Genomic DNA, 22,677 nt, shown 5'->3' on the forward strand with positions numbered 1-22,677 from the left:
TTTCATTTCTAAATAATGCAGACTTTTTTATATTGGCTCAACTGATAATCAATAAGTTATGCCATATGAAGGGGGCCTAGATTACAAGTCGTCGCCTAATAACAGAAATACTAATTTATCAGCTCAACCGTATAGTTTGACTAGGGCAAACTCAGGTTAACAAAATATGAATAACTAAAATTATGGAAAATCACTTAATTTTGAGTCCAGCATTAACGGTGCAGATCACTCAAAGAGTTAGAACAAAGTTGGGCACAAGTACTTCAGGCCGATTTGCACTTTAAACCATTGTTGGATGATCCCGAGCTACGCTCCATAGAGCGCTATGCCTTCTCGGATCACTTCTAGTGTCGCAACCATTTACCAGAGTCGAAGTTACCCTACCAACAGGACTCTTTAGCCCAATAGTCAGAAGGGTGTTGCCCGCACCAGATGAAATCATCAATTTGAACACTAGATCCCCCCTTTAATGCCAACTCTTTTGTTCGCGTGATTAATGTACTTGCTGGTAGGTCGCTATAACGCTCGTGATCAAATCGGTACCTCGCAATTGGCTTTCCGAATGTGTTATCAGATAACGCTACATAGCACATTGAACCATCCTTTTCGTGTTTGTTCACATAGCAAAAATAATCGTAGCCATCACTGAGTGCCCACTTTCGAAGTTCAAGAGTTAGATATGTCCAGATGGTCTCTTGTGGCTTACTGAGCGACCATGACTCACCAAGTGACAGCGAACGATACTTTCTTGATGCCATTTCGTCTCTACCAAGCTTTGTCCTAGTGATCTGTTTATAGATTTTCGAAATATCACTCTTTGAATAGACTTTAGCTACATGTTGGGGGTAAATGACACCAATGAACGGTGAGAAGATAGCCATAACTTCCGATCTCTGTTTTTCCGTCAAAACGTTCACATCTAATATATCGATTCCGGCACTACCAATTGGGTCATCTAACCAAACGTCGTTAAGTTTAAGGGTTCTGCCCTTCGGCTTCTCGTATTCATAAATTGTGATAGCACCCATGCTCTCAAGGAATGCATCCTTAAATTGCTCAGGGGTAATGGTTGTTGTAGAACTACCATTGTTAGGCACATATAAAAATGTCCCGTCCCTATTTGCTCTGTATTGTTCAATGCCAGCAAAAATTGCAAGTGCTCTTGTGATCGCAACATCAAGCTCATCTGCATAATGTTGGAGCGTCTGAGTAACGTTCTCAAATCTAGCCGCTCTAAACATACCTACCTCACTTCATCGATAACTATCTCGCCAGTCATTTGTTACCAAACTACCTTAAAGATGGTTGGTATTAACATTAATTAGTAAATGTAATCCAATCAGATTGTTAACTGACAATCAAAACTTGGTTATATTAAATAGTGATATCACCTCGCTCAACAGCACCGCAAAACTCATCCCAATCCTGTATGTAGATATAGATGGGATGGCTGACGGTTTTACCACGCATGTATCTATCTAATGCCGCCAACTCATCAACAGGTAGCGTACTCGGGTCAACTACTAGAAATGGAATTCCGTTGAATCTAAATGCTTTTAGGTTTGGTGGTGTTTTTTTCATCTAACTACCTAATTTTTAATTTAATATGAGGGTGTTTGGTTACTAAAAAGTAAAAAGAAAGCCCCAACCTAAATTAGGGCTCAGTATGAGAGTTGAGTCAAATACGCTTAAGTCCTACTTCTCACATTCGAAACTGCCAAACAATAAGTGGAAAGTTTCATCTTCGAATAGGTCTTCAAGTATGAAGGCTTTGCCACCCCAACAATGTAACCATTTTAAAAGTTCAACAGCTCCATTAATTATATAAACCACCTCTTTTAGTTCATTCCTATAAAAATCTATTAACATGTTTGTTTCTACTTGTTGTGATGGTTGTCTTATCTCTAGTGTTTTATTTTCGTTATCTCTTTCCCAGCGACTCATAAGAGAGGATAGTTTATAGTCAGGCACTAATTTAAAGAGCCAACGCTCATTTGTTACCTTATCTATCTCAAGTTTCGGTCTAATATAAATTTTACTTTCAAGAGCATAATATCGACTATTGATGTCAGGAATACATTTTGAAGAATTATCCCTTAATAATTCATCTTCAATTCTTTCAAACTCAGTCGACTGAATAGCATTCCAAAAGTTAATCTCTTCAATTGATTTCAAATCAAAGCAATCCATCAAAAATTCTATTTTACTTTCAAAGCACCTCTTATCATTCTTTGATTTTAACAGAACTGATTCAACATCAATTTCTTTTTCCATACTATCGACGCCCCCAAAATGGGGCAATTCATTTCCCACACTTACCTTCCAAAACGATTATTAAAGATACATTCCACCTGTGAAGTCAACAATCCTAACCCTAAGTCCGATCGCTTGCAAGTGTTTGATTTATAGTAGATATTCCGGAAAAATCCTTGCCTACTTGTTTACTTTCGATAATTAACCTAAAAAAATATGATGGGTGTTTTTTTTAGTTTTTTAAGATATATGATTTTATTTTAATTTAATCACTGAGTTACAGAAAATACACCCTGTTTACTTTTGTTTTATTCGTATAAAAATTATAAGACTTCAGCGCGCTCGATAACAAAATAAAATTTATTATCAATTCCTAATGGTAAAGTTAGTTTTTTTAAATTAAGTTTTTCATGTTTTTTTAATATCTTTTTTTCATAAAAAAACAATGTATATACCTAAAAAACCGATTGATTTTTTTTAAGTTTATGAATTGAGAGGGTGAGTGATATTTTACACCGCCTAAGTTACTTGATACTTATATCTACAAGTAAACATGTAAATACATAATAATTATTAGTGTGCTAACTTTGTTCTTGTATTCGTACCGTTCGATAGCATATAGGATAAGAACTATGAGCAATAACCTAAACGTAAAATTAAAATTATCTAAAGATCTAGAGTCTAAGTTAAAAAACATCATTCTATGTTTAGAGGAACGAGAATTTAATAAAATCTTTGTCCACTCTATTTCACAATTTCCTAAAATCAAAAAGGGAGCTAAGAAATGAAATGCGTCGCTTATATTAGAGTTTCCTCAGAATCACAAGTAGAAAAAGGAGACTCACTGGATGGACAAAAGTACCATATAGATAAGTGGTGCAAAGAACAGGGGTATGAAATTGTAAACTACTACGAAGATGCAGGTTACAGTGCCTATAGTGGAAAAAGAAGGCCTAGTTTTGAGGGGATGCTCCAATTTATACAGAGTGAGAATCAGCATGAAAAAGTAATTGATGCAGTTGTGGTTTACAACCTATCAAGACTGACAAGAAGAGTAGAAGAGCAGGTAAGATTGATCGGCATATTTAAACGATTTGATGTGGAGCTGAAATCAATAGCAGATAATCTGATAGATTGGGACTCAACGACCACTTTACTATTCAATATCTTAGGCTCCGTGAACGAACATCAGAGTGCACTAAACGGCAAGACAGTGACAGACCGCCTCTACGATACTGCAAGAAAAGGCTTCTTCACAGGAGGAACAGTACCGTTCGGATATAAATCCATCAATGCTGGAAAGACTAATGATAAACAGAGAAAAAAGTTAGTTGTCGATGATAGTGAAGCTGAGTACGTGAAACAGATATTCCATTGGGCAAAGGGGGATATTTCGAATCAGCCAATGGGGGTCAAGAAAATCGCAAACAAGCTCAATGAACTAAAAATAACCAACCGAATGAAACTTTGGAATAAAAACGCAATTGGGAAGCTTTTAAATAATCCTATTTACATAGGCCAATATATATATGGAAAAACCTCAAAGTATGAAGAGAAAGAGCCAATTGTAGTCCCAGTTCCTCCTATAATCGATGAGGAGCTATTTAACACAGTCAAGAAGGGTTTGAAACAAAGAGAGCTTAAGAACCGGGAGCTCGCAGCATGGAACACTAAATACCTTCTTTCAGGAATTTTAAAGTGTCCAAAATGTGGTTCAAAACTGGTTATGATGACTGGAAAATCTGGGAGTTACAAATACTACGATTGTGGCAAAAAAATTAGAAAGGGTAAAAGCCTATGTGGCTTTAAACCGATTCCAAAAGACAAAATTGAATGTATTGTGTTAGATAAGATATTTGCTGAGGTATTCACGCCAAAGAACATTATGGGTATTAGTAAGGACTTGAGAAAAAGGTATTCAGAGTGTTTTGCGAAAGATGCAAATGAGCTCACAAGGCTTACTCGTAAGCTCAAGATTGAGGAAGACAAATTACATAAGTTTATACAAAAATTCTACAACGAACCCACTGAAGTGCAGTTTTCATCAGTTTCCGATTTTATCAAGAAACAGGAAAAAGAAGTTCTAGAAGTGAAAAATGCAGTCGTGAAGCTTTCTAAAAATTCAAAAGAGCTCCCAATAATGAAATTCGGAGAGGCTCAAGCTCAGTTATTTTGTACTAAGCTAAGTAAGTGCTTAAGAGAATCAACTGATAGTAACGCGAATTGGTTACTTAAGAGCCTAATCACTGATATTAAGGTGGAATGGAACGAAAAAAAGAAATTGAGGATACGAGGAAAGAAAATCGTACTTCTTAATTGCGTATCAAAAACAAAAACGGGAACCGATTTCTCAGTTCCCGTTTCCGTATCAAGGTGGTGGAGGGATAGGGATTTGAACCCTAGAACCGCTATTAACGGTTGCCGGTTTTCAAGACCGGTGCTTTCGACCACTCAGCCATCCCTCCAACAAATTGTCATCAACAGATTAGTGCACTGTAGATGTTGTTACATGTATACACAGGTAACGATATTTAAAGCCTGGCAATGTCCTACTCTCACATGGGGAAACCCCACACTACCATCGGCGCTATTGTGTTTCACTTCTGAGTTCGGCATGGAATCAGGTGGGTCCACAATGCTATGGTCGCCAAGCAAATTTTAAAATTCGGAAAGCTTATCTAAAAGTTATTTCTCTTCAAACTCATTCAAGCGTTTAGTATTTCTATTGAGTCCACAAAACCCCTTGGGTGTTGTATGGTTAAGCCTCACGGGCAATTAGTACAGGTTAGCTCAATGCCTCGCAGCACTTACACACCCTGCCTATCAACGTCGTAGTCTACGACAACCCTTTAGGACACTTATAGTGCCAGGGAAAACTCATCTCAAGGCTCGCTTCCCGCTTAGATGCTTTCAGCGGTTATCGATTCCGAACTTAGCTACCGGGCAATGCCATTGGCATGACAACCCGAACACCAGAGGTTCGTCCACTCCGGTCCTCTCGTACTAGGAGCAGCCCCTTTCAATTTTCCAACGCCCACGGCAGATAGGGACCGAACTGTCTCACGACGTTCTAAACCCAGCTCGCGTACCACTTTAAATGGCGAACAGCCATACCCTTGGGACCGACTTCAGCCCCAGGATGTGATGAGCCGACATCGAGGTGCCAAACACCGCCGTCGATATGAACTCTTGGGCGGTATCAGCCTGTTATCCCCGGAGTACCTTTTATCCGTTGAGCGATGGCCCTTCCATTCAGAACCACCGGATCACTATGACCTGCTTTCGCACCTGCTCGAATTGTCATTCTCGCAGTCAAGCGGGCTTATGCCATTGCACTAACCACACGATGTCCAACCGTGTTTAGCCCACCTTCGTGCTCCTCCGTTACTCTTTGGGAGGAGACCGCCCCAGTCAAACTACCCACCAGGCACTGTCCGTAATCCCGATTCAGGGACCGACGTTAGAACATCAAAACTACAAGGGTGGTATTTCAAGGACGACTCCATCACATCTAGCGACGCAATTTCATAGTCTCCCACCTATCCTACACATGTAGGTTCAATGTTCAGTGCCAAGCTGTAGTAAAGGTTCACGGGGTCTTTCCGTCTAGCCGCGGGTACACTGCATCTTCACAGCGATTTCAATTTCACTGAGTCTCGGGTGGAGACAGCGTGGCCATCATTACGCCATTCGTGCAGGTCGGAACTTACCCGACAAGGAATTTCGCTACCTTAGGACCGTTATAGTTACGGCCGCCGTTTACCGGGGCTTCGATCAAGAGCTTCGTCCGAAGACTAACCCCATCAATTAACCTTCCGGCACCGGGCAGGCGTCACACCGTATACGTCATCTTACGATTTTGCACAGTGCTGTGTTTTTAATAAACAGTTGCAGCCACCTGGTATCTGCGACTCTCGTCTGCTCCATCCGCAAGGGACTTCACTGATAAGAGCGTACCTTCTCCCGAAGTTACGGTACCATTTTGCCTAGTTCCTTCACCCGAGTTCTCTCAAGCGCCTTGGTATTCTCTACCCGACCACCTGTGTCGGTTTGGGGTACGATTCCTTACAATCTGAAGCTTAGAGGCTTTTCCTGGAAGCATGGCATCAATGACTTCACTACCGTAGTAGCTCGACATCGTATCTCAGCGTTAATGAAAGTCCGGATTTACCTAAACTTTCCGCCTACATACTTGAACCTGGACAACCGTCGCCAGGCCCACCTAGCCTTCTCCGTCCCCCCATCGCAATTGTAAGAAGTACGGGAATATTAACCCGTTTCCCATCGACTACGCCTTTCGGCCTCGCCTTAGGAGTCGACTTACCCTGCCCCGATTAACGTTGGACAGGAACCCTTGGTCTTCCGGCGAGGGAGTTTTTCACTCCCTTTATCGTTACTCATGTCAGCATTCGCACTTCTGATACCTCCAGCAGCCCTTACAGACCACCTTCAACGGCTTACAGAACGCTCCCCTACCCCACATACCCTAAGGTATGTAGCCGCAGCTTCGGTGTATAGCTTAGCCCCGTTACATCTTCCGCGCAGGCCGACTCGACCAGTGAGCTATTACGCTTTCTTTAAATGATGGCTGCTTCTAAGCCAACATCCTGGCTGTCTGAGCCTTCCCACATCGTTTCCCACTTAGCTATACTTTGGGACCTTAGCTGGCGGTCTGGGTTGTTTCCCTCTCCACGACGGACGTTAGCACCCGCCGTGTGTCTCCCGGATAGTACTTACTGGTATTCGGAGTTTGCAAAGGGTTGGTAAGTCGGGATGACCCCCTAGCCTTAACAGTGCTCTACCCCCAGTAGTATTCGTCCGAGGCGCTACCTAAATAGCTTTCGGGGAGAACCAGCTATCTCCAGGTTTGATTGGCCTTTCACCCCTAGCCACAAGTCATCCGCTAATTTTTCAACATTAGTCGGTTCGGTCCTCCAGTTGATGTTACTCAACCTTCAACCTGCCCATGGCTAGATCACCTGGTTTCGGGTCTAATCCTAGCAACTGTACGCCCAGTTAAGACTCGGTTTCCCTACGGCTCCCCTAAACGGTTAACCTTGCTACTAAAATTAAGTCGCTGACCCATTATACAAAAGGTACGCAGTCACACCACGAAGGTGCTCCTACTGCTTGTACGTACACGGTTTCAGGTTCTATTTCACTCCCCTCACAGGGGTTCTTTTCGCCTTTCCCTCACGGTACTGGTTCACTATCGGTCAGTCAGTAGTATTTAGCCTTGGAGGATGGTCCCCCCATATTCAGACAGGATATCACGTGTCCCGCCCTACTCGTTTTCACTGATTATGAGATGTCGATTACGGGGCTATCACCCTTTGTTGCGGCACTTTCCAGAGCCTTCATCTGTCTCATTAAAAGCTTAAGGGCTAATCCAATTTCGCTCGCCGCTACTTTCGGAATCTCGGTTGATTTCTCTTCCTCGGGGTACTTAGATGTTTCAGTTCCCCCGGTTTGCCTCCTGTTGCTATGTATTCACAACAGGATACTTGCTTATGCAAGTGGGTTTCCCCATTCAGGAATCCCAGACTCAAAAGGTTATTACTACCTAATCTGGGCTTATCGCAAGTTATTACGCCTTTCATCGCCTCTGACTGCCAAGGCATCCACCGTGTACGCTTAGTCACTTAACCATACAACCCGAAAGGGTTTCTATTTGCTTTCACTTTAAAAAGTGAAGACAAATAAGCGTATGGCAACTAACCAAGGTTTTTGGTTGTCATCAAGAAGGGTTAATTCTTGATAACTGTTTGCCGGACTCAATTGTGAATCAATGTAAACATTGATTCGAATACAAGACACTTGAATGTGTTTGTTGTGTTTATACCGTTCTTAATAAATAAGAGCAGATAAACATTGAGAACTTTTAAATTTGATTTGAATTACTCGTAAGTAATCAAATCAGTCAGCTTTCCAAATTGTTAAAGAGCAAGAGTTTTTCAAGTTTTAAACTTTCAAAACCATTTTTAAATACTCTCATCAGACTTTTGTCATCAAAGAATATTTAAAGATGGTGGGCGATACCGGGCTCGAACCAGTGACCCCCTGCTTGTAAGGCAGGTGCTCTCCCAACTGAGCTAATCGCCCATGATGTTCTTTTGTCTTCACTTTTAAAAAGTGAAAATAAAAGCCATTCTTCATGGAAAAAAGAATGGTGGAGCTATGCGGGATCGAACCGCAGACCTCCTGCGTGCAAGGCAGGCGCTCTCCCAGCTGAGCTATAGCCCCATATTTTTATTTCCTTGGGAGGAAATGGTGGGCGATACCGGGCTCGAACCAGTGACCCCCTGCTTGTAAGGCAGGTGCTCTCCCAACTGAGCTAATCGCCCCAAATTTTATTTCCTTGGGAGGAAATGGTGGGTCGTGCAGGATTCGAACCTGCGACCAATTGATTAAAAGTCAACTGCTCTACCAACTGAGCTAACGACCCTTTTTACTTCTTGAAGGAAGTGGTATCCCGTAGGGGAGTCGAACCCCTGTTACCGCCGTGAAAGGGCGGTGTCCTAGGCCTCTAGACGAACGGGACACTGCAGTTCATCGCTACTTTAAAAGCAGAAACAAACTTTGAAGAACCTTGGGAGTTCTTCATCTCTTTTTCTTTCTAAACCTAATCAATCTGTGTGGACACTCATCGTGACTATCTTCGTATAAGGAGGTGATCCAGCCCCAGGTTCCCCTAGGGCTACCTTGTTACGACTTCACCCCAGTCATGAACCACAAAGTGGTGAGCGTCCTCCCCGAAAGGTTAAACTACCCACTTCTTTTGCAGCCCACTCCCATGGTGTGACGGGCGGTGTGTACAAGGCCCGGGAACGTATTCACCGTGACATTCTGATTCACGATTACTAGCGATTCCGACTTCATGGAGTCGAGTTGCAGACTCCAATCCGGACTACGACGCACTTTTTGGGATTCGCTCACTATCGCTAGCTTGCTGCCCTCTGTATGCGCCATTGTAGCACGTGTGTAGCCCTACTCGTAAGGGCCATGATGACTTGACGTCGTCCCCACCTTCCTCCGGTTTATCACCGGCAGTCTCCCTGGAGTTCCCGACATTACTCGCTGGCAAACAAGGATAAGGGTTGCGCTCGTTGCGGGACTTAACCCAACATTTCACAACACGAGCTGACGACAGCCATGCAGCACCTGTCTCAGAGCTCCCGAAGGCACACCTGCGTCTCCGCTGGCTTCTCTGGATGTCAAGAGTAGGTAAGGTTCTTCGCGTTGCATCGAATTAAACCACATGCTCCACCGCTTGTGCGGGCCCCCGTCAATTCATTTGAGTTTTAATCTTGCGACCGTACTCCCCAGGCGGTCTACTTAACGCGTTAGCTCCGAAAGCCACGGCTCAAGGCCACAACCTCCAAGTAGACATCGTTTACGGCGTGGACTACCAGGGTATCTAATCCTGTTTGCTCCCCACGCTTTCGCATCTGAGTGTCAGTGTCTGTCCAGGGGGCCGCCTTCGCCACTGGTATTCCTTCAGATCTCTACGCATTTCACCGCTACACCTGAAATTCTACCCCCCTCTACAGCACTCTAGTTCACCAGTTTCAAATGCAGTTCCGAGGTTGAGCCCCGGGCTTTCACATCTGACTTAATGAACCACCTGCATGCGCTTTACGCCCAGTAATTCCGATTAACGCTCGCACCCTCCGTATTACCGCGGCTGCTGGCACGGAGTTAGCCGGTGCTTCTTCTGTTGCTAACGTCAAGAGATAACGCTATTAACGTTACCCCCTTCCTCACAACTGAAAGTACTTTACAACCCGAAGGCCTTCTTCATACACGCGGCATGGCTGCATCAGGCTTTCGCCCATTGTGCAATATTCCCCACTGCTGCCTCCCGTAGGAGTCTGGACCGTGTCTCAGTTCCAGTGTGGCTGATCATCCTCTCAGACCAGCTAGGGATCGTCGCCTTGGTGAGCCATTACCTCACCAACTAGCTAATCCCACCTAGGCATATCTTGACGCGAGAGGTCCGAAGATCCCCCTCTTTGGCCCGTAGGCATTATGCGGTATTAGCCATCGTTTCCAATGGTTATCCCCCACATCAAGGCAATTTCCTAGGCATTACTCACCCGTCCGCCGCTCGACGCCCAACAAATCCTCCGAAGATTCAATGTTGTCGTTTCCGCTCGACTTGCATGTGTTAGGCCTGCCGCCAGCGTTCAATCTGAGCCATGATCAAACTCTTCAATTTAAGATTTTGTCGGCTCAATGAATACTGACTTCAAAACTACAAAAAGTAATTTTAAAGCTATTATCTTTCCAACAGAAAGATAATGAATTGACTGTGCTCTTTTTGGCTTTCACTTTAAAAAGTGAAATCAAACAGCTCAAGGCTGTACCAAATTGAATTGGTCACTCAGTTCATTGAAACCAAAGTTGATTCCGAGGAATCTGTTTTACTTCTCTTTATAAAAAGGAAAGATAAAACGTTTTGATATTCATCAACGAGTGCCCACACAGATTGATAGGTTTAAATTGTTAAAGAGCTTTGCTTATCGAAACTTTCTTTTTACAAAGAAACCTTTGAAAGCGGACGTGAATTCTAGCGATTTAATCTTAAGTGTCAAACACTTTTTAAAATTAATTTCTTTCGAACTTTCCGTCTTACTGATTACCGCTGAAGCCTTGTAGCGTCTGCCGTGTCAGTGAGGCGGCATTATAGAGATCATCGAAAACATGGCAACCCCTATTTTAATAAAAATTCAAAAAAGTTGCTTAAGCGGCTACTTTTACGTCAAAACCCTCTTTCACAGGTTAAAGCTCATACAATCAAGAGCATATAACTTAGAATTTTGCGACTAGATCTTTCGAAAATGCCTCTATATCCAGTTCGATACTCCACTTTTCACTTAGCTCAACTATGTTATCTAGCGATTGCTGAACCGTTTTTATCGTCAATGTATTGTTATCTAGGTCGTATACCTGTTTTTGCGTAGTGTAATAGAAGTAAAGGATAGTTAATGCTTCTCGATCACCTTGCTCAGCTTTCGGTTGAATACGCTTGAGCTTACGATAGATTTGATTGTGAGTTTGTTTAAGGTTCCACACATAAAGCGCTTCCTTAAAATAATCATGCCCTTTCACACGGCTCGCGATAAAGGCATTCAGTGCGACTGATAAAATCACGCCAAGTACATTCAAATGGAAATTACCAGTCGCTTCCCCAGTAACGGATCCAACTGAACCAAAAAGTTCAATCAGAATGCTACCGAATACAATGGCAAACAAGGCGAGTGACCCAACCAATGAAACCAACAGTAGGTTCATCTTCTTTCTATATTCTTCTTTATTTATCTTCTGTAACTTCATCGACTACTTCCTTATGTAAGTCACCTAATAATTTGCGCATACTATCTATGTAAACCTTGCTTCGCTTCAACCTTTACCATCTTGTAATGTGGTCACTCTCTATTTAATACGTAGAGTTATTCCGATCAGTACTATACATAACTCCATTTGACTTCATTAATAGAAAAGAGTTACATACCGCCATAATTTTCAGTTATTCATCAATTCATGCTGATAAAGTCTGTTTCGCTTTATCACATACTGACAAGGTACATTCCATGCGTTCATTTGTATTACGCGCTCGCGCAGCCCCTACAGAGAGCAAACTTATCTTAGAAGGTGTTGGGCAAGACGCTCATACTGAGATTCTGGCTCATACTCTGATGAACACGATCTTCGTTGCTCAATCTCACCGTGAGAATGTCACCGTGCACCTTGTGCTAGAAAGTACTAAAGACTTTTCTCGTACCATTACATTCGATTCAAATGAAATCACCAACATTGGTGGCTTTCATGAATCTGCACTGTTATCTGCGGTAGTAAGAGCGGTTGACGCTTCTCAAGGCATGACAAAAGAACAGACACGTCAGGTAGAACCGGGCATCACTGTTCGTACGATGAGCTTTGAAAAGTTGGTCAAAGAACTGGCCGAAGACCACCAGCTGTACATGATGGATAAGAAAGGCGACTTTATCCGTGATGCAGAGATTGCGGAAAACCCATGTTTCCTTCTAACTGACCATATCCCTATGCCGAAGAAAAGCTACAACAGCTTGAAGCGTTTAGGGACAGAGAAAATCAGCTTAGGTCCAAACATGCTGTTTGCTTCTCAGTGTGTTGTGCTGATCAACAATGAGCTTGATCTAAGAGACTTCTAATTCTCCGCCACCACTTATTAAGCGATATCCCTTAAAACCCAGCCTTCCGTTGGGTTTTTTATTGCTTATCCTTCACATGACAATCCTCTCTTTACTACATAGTGACCTGTAATCATTTCGCTATTTTCAGCTTTGTTGCATTAAACCTCGGAGCAATGCCTCTCTCTAACTCATTCAATCTTATAAATTTCTCATATCACTTCTATACTGATTCCAATCTTAATTAATCGTGTTAAAGGCAAAGGATGAGCGTATTAACCGTATTCTTCTGTGGTACAGGCTCAAACTCAGAAGACAACAATCACAAAAACTATGTTTCTGGCGAATTGATTTCGACGCTAGCGAAGAATGCAACGGGCAGAGACATGATTGACTACATTCAAGTGGATGGCGTTGGCAGTGGGAATCAGAACGAGTGGTTGAAGCAAGGTAAGGACGACACGTATTCTGGAGTTAAGGGAACATTGCTGGGCAAAGGCATCGACAGCAACATGCGTCATGTACTGAATATCTTGCGTGGAAGCCAACAAGATAAAAATAACTACATGAAGAGAGCAAAAGGACTGCTTAGCGAATCTCGCCCAGAAAAATCCGCTTGGCCTTTCGCAACCAATCAGAAATATCAAGATTGGTTGAAAGATTCACAAGCTCTAGCTGCAGACTTAAAACAAGGGATTGCCGCTCGCCAACAGAACATTGCGATTGAACGCCAAACTAAACCCATTAGCCAAGTTAACATCGTGGGTTGGAGCCGCGGCGGTGTCAGTTGCTTTGAATTGGCGAACCGCATGCTCAAAGATCCCAAGCTAAGCCATATTCCAGTCAACATCTTTGCGTGTGACCCCGTTCCCGGTGGGATGAACGCATTCAAGGATTACAAATTACTGGGCAAAAACGTCAAACAGATCGTATGTGTTTTTGCCGAAGACGAACGCTCATTGGCTTTCAAAGCGAGAATGCCACGCTTGTCCCCTTCCACTAAATATTACACAACCTACATGCCAGGCCGACACGGTACTTTGGTAGGGAATGCGAATACCTCAGGCGGAAGTAAAGGTGCGGGGTTACTTACTAGCCCCGGGCTCGTTACCCGTGATTTCATGGAAAAGGTATTAACGGGTTGGGGAACGCAACTTAAGGCGAACTCGACTTTGAACTTTTCTAGGCAGCGCATCATCGAGTTATACGAGCAAATGCGCAGTAATGAAGATCACTTCAATAAAATGCACGGCATGACTTACACAGCAAAGAACCGAGTGTTATGGACAAGCAAAGATAGAATCGGTCAGCAGAGAGAGCGTCGCTATGGGATTCCAATGTATCGCTTTCAGTTCCCCGGAATCACTAACAATTACGGCGATGCCATTAACCGTCATCACTGTGATGTGTTAGCCACCAATGCTTTCGCTGCATACGGAACTTCGGCTGCGCTGCCAAACCCAGTCTAATACGTATGGTTTGTTAAACAAAAAAAGAGCTCAACTATGTGAGCTCTTTTTTATTATCTATCTATTGGTATCAATGGTGTTTGGTATCAATGGTGTTATCTCGGAATCAGACCTGATTAACCAAAGATGAAGCTGTATAGGAAGCCTGCACCCATCGCCATGCTTAGGATAACGAATAGGAATGCTGCAATCATTTGGTTCTTGAAGATTGATTTAAGCAGGATAACTTCCGTTAAACTTGCACCTGCACTACCAATGATTAATGCCATTACTGAACCCAACGCCATGCCTTTCTGTACTAGAGCTGCACTTAGTGGGATTACCGCTTCAGCACGAATGTACAGTGGAATACCAATCACGGCTGCTACTGGAATCGCATACCACATACCTTCACCAGCGTACTGTGCAATTAGGTCTGTAGGAATGAAGCCGTAGATGAATGAACCAATCGCGATACCCATCATTAGGTAAGGGAAAACTTGTTTGAAGTCTTTCCAAGTTGAGAACCAAATTCTCATCCAACGGCTAGGCTCTTTCTTCTCTACGATTTCAGCCGTTGCACTTCCATCCGTTGAGCAGCATGAAACAGTGACTTGTGGTTCTTCTTTTTTAGAATCGCAGCAAGATGTCTCTTTCGCCATTACTGGTGCAGGTTCACCACATGCGCTTGTTCCACATGAAGACTCTGCCTTCGCAGGCGCTGCTTTCATAGGAGCAGAATCACCACAGCTAGTGCCACAGCTTGAAGCAGAACCTGTTGATTCATAAGCTTCAGGTTTTACGTAACGCTCAAAGCCAAGCTTCTCAAGTGCGTAACCAGCCACTACAGATACCGTCATAGCTACTAGGAAGTAGAACACAGCAACTTGCCAGCCGAAGGTAATCACGAACAAACCAATGATCACTGGGTTCAATAGTGGGCTACCGAATAGGAACACCATCATTGGACCGAAACCCGCTCTTGCACGCAGCAATCCTTTTAAGAAAGGAATGGTCGAACATGAACAGAAAGGTGTAATTGCACCCAGTAGTGCTGCTACTACATAACCCTTACCATTACGTGAGCTCAGGATAGATTGAATCTTTTCTGGTGTAAGGAACTCTTGAAGAATCCCAACAATGTAGCTGATCGCTAAGAAAAGGATAATTAGCTCTACTGCTAAGAAAGCGAACATATCAAGTGCGTCTTTTAGCATTGTTAACATTTCATTGCTCATAATTAACTCCAAACTGGATTGAAGGTCGGGCTCTATGAGAAAAGTAACCAACCCTTAATTCGAATATTCTCGAATTATAGAAATAAACAGCTCCAGATCAAGCTTTATTTCGATAAAAATCGAAATGATTTTCTAAAACACATTTTTTCAATGACTTACACAGCCACCGTTTTTAAATTTGAATTCGACATACATTTCGACTAACATCGAAATTAAATCTTGAGGAGTTAATATGAACTTAGAAGTCGTTGCGAAAGCACTTAAAGAGTTGGGGCACCCTATTCGCCTAACCATTTATAAGAGTGTCGTTAAAGCTGGCTATCAAGGCATTGCAGTTGGCGGCCTACAAGAAGAGCTAGGCATTCCCGGTTCTACCTTGTCTCACCACATATCAAGCTTGGCGTCTGCGGGTCTAATCAGCCAAAGACGAGAAGGAAGAACTCTATTCTGCGTGGCGGAGTATGAGTGCCTAGAAGGCGTGATTGATTTCTTACAAGACGAGTGTTGCGTGAATGAACAGTGCAACTGATGCACCTTTGAACGGGGCACCTTTGAATAAGGCACCTTTAAAGCTCGAACAAGTCTGGGCCGAGTATCAGCAAGCATTAAAGTCATTCCTGCATTCAAAGGTCAACAATTCTGCGGATGTAGACGACTTGCTCCAAGATATCTTGATTAAGACCTATCAGAACTTAGACAAGGTACAAGATGCGAGCAGTGTTAAGGCTTGGCTGTTCCAGTTAGCCAACAACACCATTATCGACTTCTACCGTAAACATGCACGCCAACAACGTGATAGCCAAATTGATGCTGAAGATCTGTGGTTTACCGATTTAGACCACGACTCTGAATTTAAGCAGAAGCTCTCATTGTGTATTGAACCTTTTATTCAGGCACTGCCAGAACAAAGTTCATCGCTACTGCTTGCTGTCGATATCAAAGGCCAAAGCCAAAAAGAGATCGCAGAGGCTCAAAACATCAGCTACTCAACCGTTAAGTCTCGTGTTCAGAAAAGCCGCGGGGATCTTAAGAACTTGTTTGAAGAGTGCTGTAACCTGTCCCTTGATCAACAAGGCAATGTGATTGATTGCGAGCTTAAGCCGAACGCCAGCTGCGGCAAGTGTTAATCGTTACATCGAATCCGTTATTTCAATAGAACAAAGCCAGCAATTGATGCTGGCTTTGTTGTTTTCATAATCTGCAAATCACGCTTTGTTTATGCGAATCGAGTGCTTAAGCGAATCTAGTGCTTGAGCGAACCGAACTATGCTGCTTCCGCTTTTACCACAGGTTGATAGCGCCCCGGTTTATGATTCATTGCTAGAATCAAGTTGGTGACTATCGCACCAAGCACAGACAGGAGAACCAATGACACATCAACAATGAACAGAGAAAGCACAACAATCGTACAATCTAGTGCCATCTGAACCTTGCCCGCACGAATTCCAAAACGTTCTTGTAAGAACAACGCCAGAATGTTGAAGCCACCTAAGCTCATCTTATGACGGAAAATCACCAACATGCCGGTACCAATCAAGCCACCACCAATTAACGCTGCATACAATGCATGAATTTCGGCAATCTGAATCACGTGATACAAGTGATCTACGGCGAACGAAACAATCGAAACAGCGATAAACGTATTGATGGTGAAGCGCCAGCCCATACGAGCGACCGACAAAATATAGAAAGGTAAGTTAAGTGCGAAGAACACTTGGCCAAAGCTTAGGTCTGTTACTTTGGTAATGAAGATCGCTAGACCAGCCGTGCCTCCGGTGAGCAAACCGACTTGGTTGAAAAAGATAACGCCGAGTGAAACCAGTGCGCTACCTAAGATCAGTGCCAGTAAGTTTTCGCGAAGGTTATGATCTTTATCCATGTGAATGACTCTCCCTGAATCTTTTAACGTCGCGTTTCAGTAGTTTTGAAACGATTTATGCCCAAATTTACGATGTTTGACAGATAAGTCGAGTGAATGGCCAATGTTGATTAGTGATTAGTTTGTATATTAGTTTTTACAGTTTTGTGAAATCTTCAATTAAACAGACAGTTACGATCTTGCATTTGGAATTTCATTCTTAATTACATACTTCTATCTATTAACCAGTAAACTTCGAGTTTTCCTATTTATTGGTCACGTTTCGCCCTGATTCTAGCGATGCTTAAATCTATGCATAAAACGCATAGACCAAATCACAAAAGGTCATTTGATACATACCCTACTCGTCATTATGATGCGCGACTTCTTACAACATTGAGCGCATGTAAACACCTTATGTTTTCACAATCTCTTTTTGCCCAACTGGCCAGAATGACGCTATTTCTCGTCATTAGTTTGGTTATTGTGCATCACAGTCAGCCATTGATTGATCTCTTGGCTCAGCATGCCGTGAGCAGTGGATGCCACCAGCAGTCATCTCATGAGCATTCTGGGCACGAACATCACCATGAGATGACTGACCAACACATGTCAGCGCAAGACCACCCACATCACCACCATTAATTTAAGAGTATTAGAATGAGCATTTTCCGTTTTCCTTTACTGGTATGGCTAGGGATAGGCACACTTATTATCAGTCTAGGGATCAGACAATCATTCGGCATTTTCATGATGCCAATTTCAGAGCATTTCGGGACGGGTCGCGAGTTTTTCAGCTTCGCGATTGCGCTACAAAACCTATTGTTTGGCGTGTTCCAACCTTTTGTTGGTATGGCTGCTGACAAATGGGGAGCAAGACGCATCATTATTGCTGGCGCATGTGCTTACAGTTTGGGTTTGCTTCTTACCTCTATTTCTACCGAATCAAGCATGCTTTACGTTTCACTAGGCGCGCTCGTTGGCCTTGGGTTAAGTGCGACGAGCTATGTGATCGTATTAGGTGCCGTAGCAAAAGTAGTACCTGCAGAGCACGCAGCTAAGGCATTTGGTTTAACCACAGCAGCAGGTTCATTTGGTATGTTCGCGGTGATTCCAGGCGCACAATACATGTTGAACGAATTCGATTGGCAGAGTGCAATGCAAGTATTTGGCGTGCTTTGTTGTTTCATGATCTCTTTTGCCCTGTTTATGCGAGCGCCTAAAGCAGCCTCAAACAAACAAGCGCAAGCTGAAGAGAACCAAACACTCAAAGAAGCACTATCTGAAGCGTTTGCTCACAAAGGTTACTGGTTGATTCACGCGGGCTTCTTCGTGTGTGGTTTCCATGTAATGTTTATCGCAACGCACTTACCTAGCTACCTAGCAGACAAAGACCTACCGGCGAGTAGCGCTGCGATGGCACTGGCTTACGTTGGCATCTTCAACATCTTCGGGTCTTACTTCTGGGGTGTAATGGGCGACAAGTTCAGCAAACGCCATGTAATGTCGGCACTGTACTTAGTGCGTACTGTGGTTATCGGTGCGTTTGTTACTCTGCCTGTGACTGAGTCAACTGCGGCTATCTTCGGCGCGGCAATTGGATTCTGTTGGTTGGGTACAGTTCCGCTAACGTCTGGCTTAGTTCGTCAGATCTTCGGTGCCCGTTACCTATCAACGTTGTACGGTTTGGTGTTCTTTACTCACCAAGTGGGTAGCTTCTTAGGCGCTTGGGTTGGCGGTCGTATTTACGATTACTACGGTTCTTACGAGCCAATCTGGTGGTCAACCGTGGTACTTGCATTTGCGGCAGCGCTTATCCATTTACCAATCAATGACAAGCCGATTGAGCGACTGAAATTGGCAATGGCTTAACGTTTAACGCTGACTCCCCCACTAGCGTAAACAACAAGTCGTTCCAATAAAGCGAGTGAGTATTGAAGGGAAACATCCTGATATACTCACTCGCTTTTTTGTTAGTCACTATTTCACCAATTAAAACGGTCGATATTTGCATAAACCTCACTGAATAATAAGACTATCCTTTTCGTTTTAATTTATAGTATCCACTCGCTCCTTTAAAACTAATCCGCAGGCTTATGGAATACATAGATCAGACTGTCCTTATCGCAATGGCACTCATTTTTGCTGGCTCATTTGTGCAAACCGCAATCGGCTTTGGTTTGGCCATTGTTGCAGCCCCACTGCTGTTTTTGGTTTCACCAGACTATGTACCTGCGCCTATCTGCTTGGTTGGCCTGTTTATCTCTTTATTCAACGCCTTTAAACACCGTGCAAACATTTCTATTGGCGGGTTAAAAATCGCATTGCTGGGCCGCATTCCGGGCTCATTGGCAGGCGGAGCATTATTGGTGATGGTTTCAACGAGCGTGTTGTCATTATGGTTAGGCTTATTGGTGGTATTTGCCGTGATTGTTAGCCTACTGCCATTCAGACTCGAACCAACCCCAATCAAGATGGGTATTGCAGGATTCTTCTCTGGGTTCTTTGGCACCAGTTCTGGTATTGGTGGCCCACCGATGGCACTGCTACTCCAACACCAAGATGCCAATCAGCTTCGTGGTAACCTTTCTGCGTTTTTCGTGTTTAGTTCGATCATTTCGTTGGTTGTACAGATCCCAATTGGCTTCTTCACGCTACACCACTTGATCATCACTATACCTTTGCTGCCTGCTGCTTGGTTGGGTTACAAAGTGGCGTTAATGACGACACAAAGCATCCCTAAAGAGAAGATACGCATTGGTTCATTACTGCTATGTTCTCTCAGTGGCTTTACGGCAATCTGGCAGGGTTTAGCTGGCTAGTTATTGGCGATAAAGACCGAAAAAGACATCTTAGAAAACCAACACAGTTCAAACTCCCAATAGATAAAAGGACGCTCTATGACTTACGACGAATTCAATGCATTCTGCGAGTCACTGCCTGCAACCAGTTATGTTATGCAGTGGAATAACTCGCACGTTTGGAAAATGGGTGGCAAGGTGTTTGCGATTGGTGGTTGGGGACCGAAAGATGAGCCTGCGTTTATCTTCAAGGCATCCGATCAGAACTTCGATTTTCTGAAAGAGGAACCCGGTTATAAACCTGCTCCCTACTTTGCTTCGCGTGGTATGAAATGGATTCAGCTGTTTGAAAGCACGCCAGAAAGGGATGAGGAGCTGAGATACTACCTCACTGAGTCACACCGAATTGTGTCCTTAGGTCTAACCAAAAAGAAACAAGCAGAGCTAGGGCTCAATCAATAACGTTTATTACGTACTGCTACGTCTGAGCCCTTCTTTTACAGTGAGGAAGGCGCCCTAAGAAGTCTGTTTCAAAAATGCAGGTAAATAGCGTTCTATTTTTTGCTCTGAGATAAGCGGCACCAATAAATAGATCAAACCCGCAAAGGCAATAGATCCGGCTAAGTCTTCTGGTCGATGCATGCCAAGCCAAACACGACTATAAGCAACGCCACCAGCCCAAACCAGCAAGCTGCCGACTAGATAAAAGCGTTTCGCCTCTAGGAGAAGACCACCAAAGAACGCCAAACACACACTGACGAAAATCATATGTCCAGATGGGAAAGAGTAGTCAGTTTCACCCAACCAGTGACGCGTTCGCCACTCGCTCACCTTATCTTGTACAGACTCAATCGCAGCATTCTTTTCAACCAATGGTAATTCGTAAAACACTTCTGGCATATCAACCACTTCCTGCGTCACCAAATACTCAGAATAAGGACGAGGGCTCTCAGTGGAATGCTTTAAGAAGGTTTTCGCTGCAAAGCTAAGCACCAACAACAAGCCGAGCTGCAGACAAAGACTGACTAACTTAGCTTTGGAAAACTTCATCGTGAACAATACTAAAGACAAAATCGCTAGCGTTACCAAGAATCCTTGATTGCCCGCAGAGTAAGTCACAAACGTTATGAAGGCTCCATAGAAAGGCAAAACAGCACTTCCAAGGTCGAAGTCAGATCCAAAGATCAAAAAGGGTATGAGGGAATACAAACTTAGAACGAGCAGTAATAAGCCTTTGGATTTGTTAGAGAACAGAGAAGTCATGGCTAAGATCTTTTAGATAAAGTGGTCGGATGCTATCGCAGCTTAGCATCGTCAATATCAATTTTATGTCAAAACGGTCAGTCAGCCGTCATGGTGTAACAATATTCGATTAATGGACCTCTTGAGTATTGATTCGGTGAACAGCCACGCCAGCACCAATAATGTACAACATCCATTTATGTTCATAGAGATAGCAAAAATCACTGAAACCAAACGAGACAAAGGCATCATCCCACTAATAGACTACCGGACGCGTTCTGCTGATAAAGTGAACACTTACCGGATTATAAGGCCAGAATCTTAAAAACTTTGCTGTCAGTCCTTTAAATCCACTATTGAAAGGATTACCATCTGGTCTGCTTTCAAAAGCAAAACAGATTATTAATTTTTATTCTCAGGGCGGGGCGAAATTCCCCACCGGCGGTATGTCCTTAGCAAAATCTAAAGATAAGCCCGCGAGCGCTCGATTCGTCGAGGTCAGCAGATCTGGTGAGATGCCAGAGCCGACGGTCATAGTCCGGATGAGAGAGAATGAAAACACACTCGTTTAAGTTGGAAAAGCGTACCCGCGTGAGTTGGGTTCGTACCTCCAACTTAGGCGGGTGCATTTCGTTTTGGATAAAACCATAATGAGCTAATACCAATCACAGTAAATAAATGATCAGAGATAGCGCAGGAAAAACGCTTGAGAACAAGGCAAAATTTTTCGATAAGTAGTTATTCTACGGTCAAAAATTCTAACGCCGTTATCAAGGGTTTTAACCAGCTAGAATGACCAGTTGTTTACTACGATTGGTACAAGTTACTTGTAATGAGTAGGCTTTGTTGTGCTCGGTTGAGATCCCTCATACAGCCCTGATTCTGGTGATATTTTAGGAGTTTAACCATGAATCAGTCTTCACTACTTGCCGAATTTGGCGAACCAATCACTCGCGTTGAAAACGCACTGCAAGCTCTGCGCGAAGGTCGTGGCGTACTTCTACTTGACGATGAAGATCGTGAGAACGAAGGCGACATCATCTACTCAGTAGAACACCTGACGAATGCTCAAATGGCGCTTATGATCCGCGAATGCAGCGGCATTGTGTGTCTGTGTCTAACTGACGAGCAAGCGAACCAACTTGAACTTCCACCTATGGTTGTTGATAACAACAGCGCAAACCAAACTGCGTTTACCGTAACTATCGAAGCGAAAGTTGGTGTAACAACAGGTGTTTCTGCCGCTGACCGTGTAACAACGATCAAGACAGCTGCAAATCCAACAGCTAAGCCTACTGACCTTGCTCGCCCTGGCCACGTATTCCCATTGCGTGCTCGTAAAGGTGGTGTACTTGCTCGTCGCGGCCACACAGAAGGTACAGTGGATCTTATGCAAATGGCTGGTCTTCAATCTGCCGGTGTACTGTGTGAAGTAACCAACCCAGATGGCACGATGGCAAAAGCGCCAGAGATCGTTGCTTTCGGTAAAATGCACAACATGCCAGTACTGACCATTGAAGATATGGTTATGTACCGCACTGAGTTCGACCTTAAGCTTGCATAACGCTTAATCGTCAGTGTCCAGCGCTGGCGATAATTGGATCGCTAATAAATATTGAAAGGCCTAATTCTTTAATGCTGTTTCTAGTTAATAGCATTAAAGAA

The 22,677-nt window shown here is 43.5% G+C and carries 16 protein-coding genes, 6 tRNA genes, 3 rRNA genes, 1 pseudogene and 1 riboswitch; of the genes and pseudogenes, 10 read left to right on the top strand and 16 right to left on the bottom strand.

Annotation, left to right across the window (positions count from 1 at the left end):
• Positions 1–380: 380 nt before the first annotated feature.
• The 3 genes from AACU28_RS07520 to AACU28_RS07530 all read right to left on the bottom strand — a co-directional run bounded on the left by AACU28_RS07520 (position 381) and on the right by AACU28_RS07530 (position 2,274).
• Positions 381–1,241, bottom strand: coding sequence for a hypothetical protein (locus AACU28_RS07520; protein ID WP_121602689.1), 861 nt, complete (start codon positions 1,239–1,241; stop codon positions 381–383).
• A 133-nt stretch (positions 1,242–1,374) separates the two neighbouring features.
• Positions 1,375–1,581, bottom strand: coding sequence for a hypothetical protein (locus tag AACU28_RS07525; protein ID WP_050642957.1), 207 nt, complete (start codon positions 1,579–1,581; stop codon positions 1,375–1,377).
• Positions 1,582–1,695: 114 nt separating this feature from the next.
• Positions 1,696–2,274: a hypothetical protein gene (locus AACU28_RS07530; protein ID WP_147434302.1), complete on the bottom strand. Its 579-nt coding sequence runs from the start codon at positions 2,272–2,274 to the stop codon at positions 1,696–1,698.
• A 763-nt stretch (positions 2,275–3,037) separates the two neighbouring features.
• Between AACU28_RS07530 and AACU28_RS24560 the strand changes: the two are divergent.
• Positions 3,038–4,096: pseudogene (locus AACU28_RS24560) on the top strand (recombinase family protein); the annotation flags it as partial.
• Between the two features lie 531 nt (positions 4,097–4,627).
• Here AACU28_RS24560 and AACU28_RS07535 read toward each other — a convergent pair.
• The 10 genes from AACU28_RS07535 to AACU28_RS07580 form a co-directional block, all read right to left on the bottom strand.
• Positions 4,628–4,718, bottom strand: a tRNA-Ser gene (locus AACU28_RS07535).
• A 71-nt stretch (positions 4,719–4,789) separates the two neighbouring features.
• A 5S ribosomal RNA gene (gene rrf / locus AACU28_RS07540) occupies positions 4,790–4,905 on the bottom strand.
• Between the two features lie 102 nt (positions 4,906–5,007).
• Positions 5,008–7,901 (bottom strand): 23S ribosomal RNA (locus AACU28_RS07545).
• A 378-nt stretch (positions 7,902–8,279) separates the two neighbouring features.
• Positions 8,280–8,355 (bottom strand) — tRNA-Val (locus AACU28_RS07550).
• Between the two features lie 65 nt (positions 8,356–8,420).
• Positions 8,421–8,496: transfer RNA gene (locus tag AACU28_RS07555), tRNA-Ala, on the bottom strand.
• Between the two features lie 25 nt (positions 8,497–8,521).
• Positions 8,522–8,597 (bottom strand) — tRNA-Val (locus tag AACU28_RS07560).
• 25 nt (positions 8,598–8,622) lie between these two features.
• Positions 8,623–8,698, bottom strand: a tRNA-Lys gene (locus tag AACU28_RS07565).
• A gap of 20 nt (positions 8,699–8,718) precedes the next feature.
• A tRNA-Glu gene (locus AACU28_RS07570) sits at positions 8,719–8,794 on the bottom strand.
• Between the two features lie 122 nt (positions 8,795–8,916).
• Positions 8,917–10,471, bottom strand: a 16S ribosomal RNA gene (locus tag AACU28_RS07575).
• Together the 16S, 23S and 5S rRNA genes with 6 tRNA genes alongside form the textbook arrangement of a ribosomal RNA operon.
• Positions 10,472–11,064: 593 nt before the next feature.
• Entirely contained in the window at positions 11,065–11,589 is a 525-nt protein-coding gene (locus tag AACU28_RS07580; protein ID WP_017092192.1) for a DUF3087 family protein, read from the bottom strand.
• Positions 11,590–11,846: 257 nt separating this feature from the next.
• Between AACU28_RS07580 and trmY the strand changes: the two genes are divergently transcribed.
• Entirely contained in the window at positions 11,847–12,446 is a 600-nt protein-coding gene (gene trmY, locus AACU28_RS07585) for a tRNA (pseudouridine(54)-N(1))-methyltransferase TrmY (protein ID WP_017083166.1), read from the top strand.
• Positions 12,447–12,691: 245 nt separating this feature from the next.
• The gene (locus AACU28_RS07590) at positions 12,692–13,894 is read left to right on the top strand and encodes a hypothetical protein (protein WP_121602690.1); all 1,203 of its coding nucleotides are present in this window, start codon (positions 12,692–12,694) and stop codon (positions 13,892–13,894) included.
• 116 nt (positions 13,895–14,010) lie between these two features.
• Here AACU28_RS07590 and AACU28_RS07595 read toward each other — a convergent pair whose 3' ends face one another.
• Positions 14,011–15,111, bottom strand: coding sequence for a permease (locus tag AACU28_RS07595; protein ID WP_121602691.1), 1,101 nt, complete (start codon positions 15,109–15,111; stop codon positions 14,011–14,013).
• A 232-nt stretch (positions 15,112–15,343) separates the two neighbouring features.
• Here AACU28_RS07595 and AACU28_RS07600 point away from each other — a divergent pair, with 232 nt between their 5' ends.
• The gene (locus AACU28_RS07600; protein ID WP_004733042.1) at positions 15,344–15,640 is read left to right on the top strand and encodes an ArsR/SmtB family transcription factor; all 297 of its coding nucleotides are present in this window, start codon (positions 15,344–15,346) and stop codon (positions 15,638–15,640) included.
• Positions 15,624–16,238, top strand: coding sequence for an RNA polymerase sigma factor SigZ (gene sigZ / locus AACU28_RS07605; protein WP_102481634.1), 615 nt, complete (start codon positions 15,624–15,626; stop codon positions 16,236–16,238). The genes AACU28_RS07600 and sigZ overlap by 17 nt, the downstream gene beginning before the upstream one ends.
• A 137-nt stretch (positions 16,239–16,375) precedes the next feature.
• Here sigZ and AACU28_RS07610 read toward each other — a convergent pair whose 3' ends face one another.
• Positions 16,376–16,990 (bottom strand): YitT family protein, encoded by a 615-nt coding sequence (locus AACU28_RS07610; protein WP_004733038.1) that lies wholly within the window; start codon positions 16,988–16,990, stop codon positions 16,376–16,378.
• A gap of 396 nt (positions 16,991–17,386) precedes the next feature.
• Here AACU28_RS07610 and AACU28_RS07615 point away from each other — a divergent pair, with 396 nt between their 5' ends.
• From AACU28_RS07615 to AACU28_RS07630, 4 genes are all read left to right on the top strand, one after another.
• Complete coding sequence (locus tag AACU28_RS07615) at positions 17,387–17,614, top strand: hypothetical protein (RefSeq protein ID WP_183091181.1); 228 nt, start codon at positions 17,387–17,389, stop codon at positions 17,612–17,614.
• 15 nt (positions 17,615–17,629) lie between these two features.
• Entirely contained in the window at positions 17,630–18,841 is a 1,212-nt protein-coding gene (locus AACU28_RS07620; protein WP_102441985.1) for an MFS transporter, read from the top strand.
• Positions 18,842–19,065: 224 nt separating this feature from the next.
• Positions 19,066–19,791 (top strand): sulfite exporter TauE/SafE family protein, encoded by a 726-nt coding sequence (locus AACU28_RS07625; protein WP_017083156.1) that lies wholly within the window; start codon positions 19,066–19,068, stop codon positions 19,789–19,791.
• Positions 19,792–19,869: 78 nt separating this feature from the next.
• On the top strand, positions 19,870–20,232 hold the full coding sequence (locus AACU28_RS07630) for an MmcQ/YjbR family DNA-binding protein (RefSeq protein WP_121602692.1): 363 nt from the start codon (positions 19,870–19,872) through the stop codon (positions 20,230–20,232).
• Positions 20,233–20,286: 54 nt separating this feature from the next.
• On the opposite strand, the gene AACU28_RS07635 is transcribed toward AACU28_RS07630, so the two are convergent.
• Entirely contained in the window at positions 20,287–21,033 is a 747-nt protein-coding gene (locus AACU28_RS07635; protein WP_121602693.1) for a phosphatase PAP2 family protein, read from the bottom strand.
• Positions 21,034–21,419: 386 nt separating this feature from the next.
• A riboswitch (FMN riboswitch) is annotated at positions 21,420–21,570 on the top strand.
• A gap of 349 nt (positions 21,571–21,919) precedes the next feature.
• Between AACU28_RS07635 and ribB the strand changes: the two genes are divergently transcribed.
• Positions 21,920–22,576 carry a 3,4-dihydroxy-2-butanone-4-phosphate synthase gene (gene ribB / locus AACU28_RS07640; protein WP_004733029.1) on the top strand — a complete coding sequence of 219 codons (657 nt, stop codon included), beginning with the start codon at positions 21,920–21,922 and terminating at the stop codon, positions 22,574–22,576.
• The last annotated feature ends 101 nt before the right edge of the window (positions 22,577–22,677 follow it).

The organism is Vibrio sp. SBT000027, from assembly GCF_963894355.1.
GTDB classification, from domain to species: domain Bacteria; phylum Pseudomonadota; class Gammaproteobacteria; order Enterobacterales; family Vibrionaceae; genus Vibrio; species Vibrio splendidus.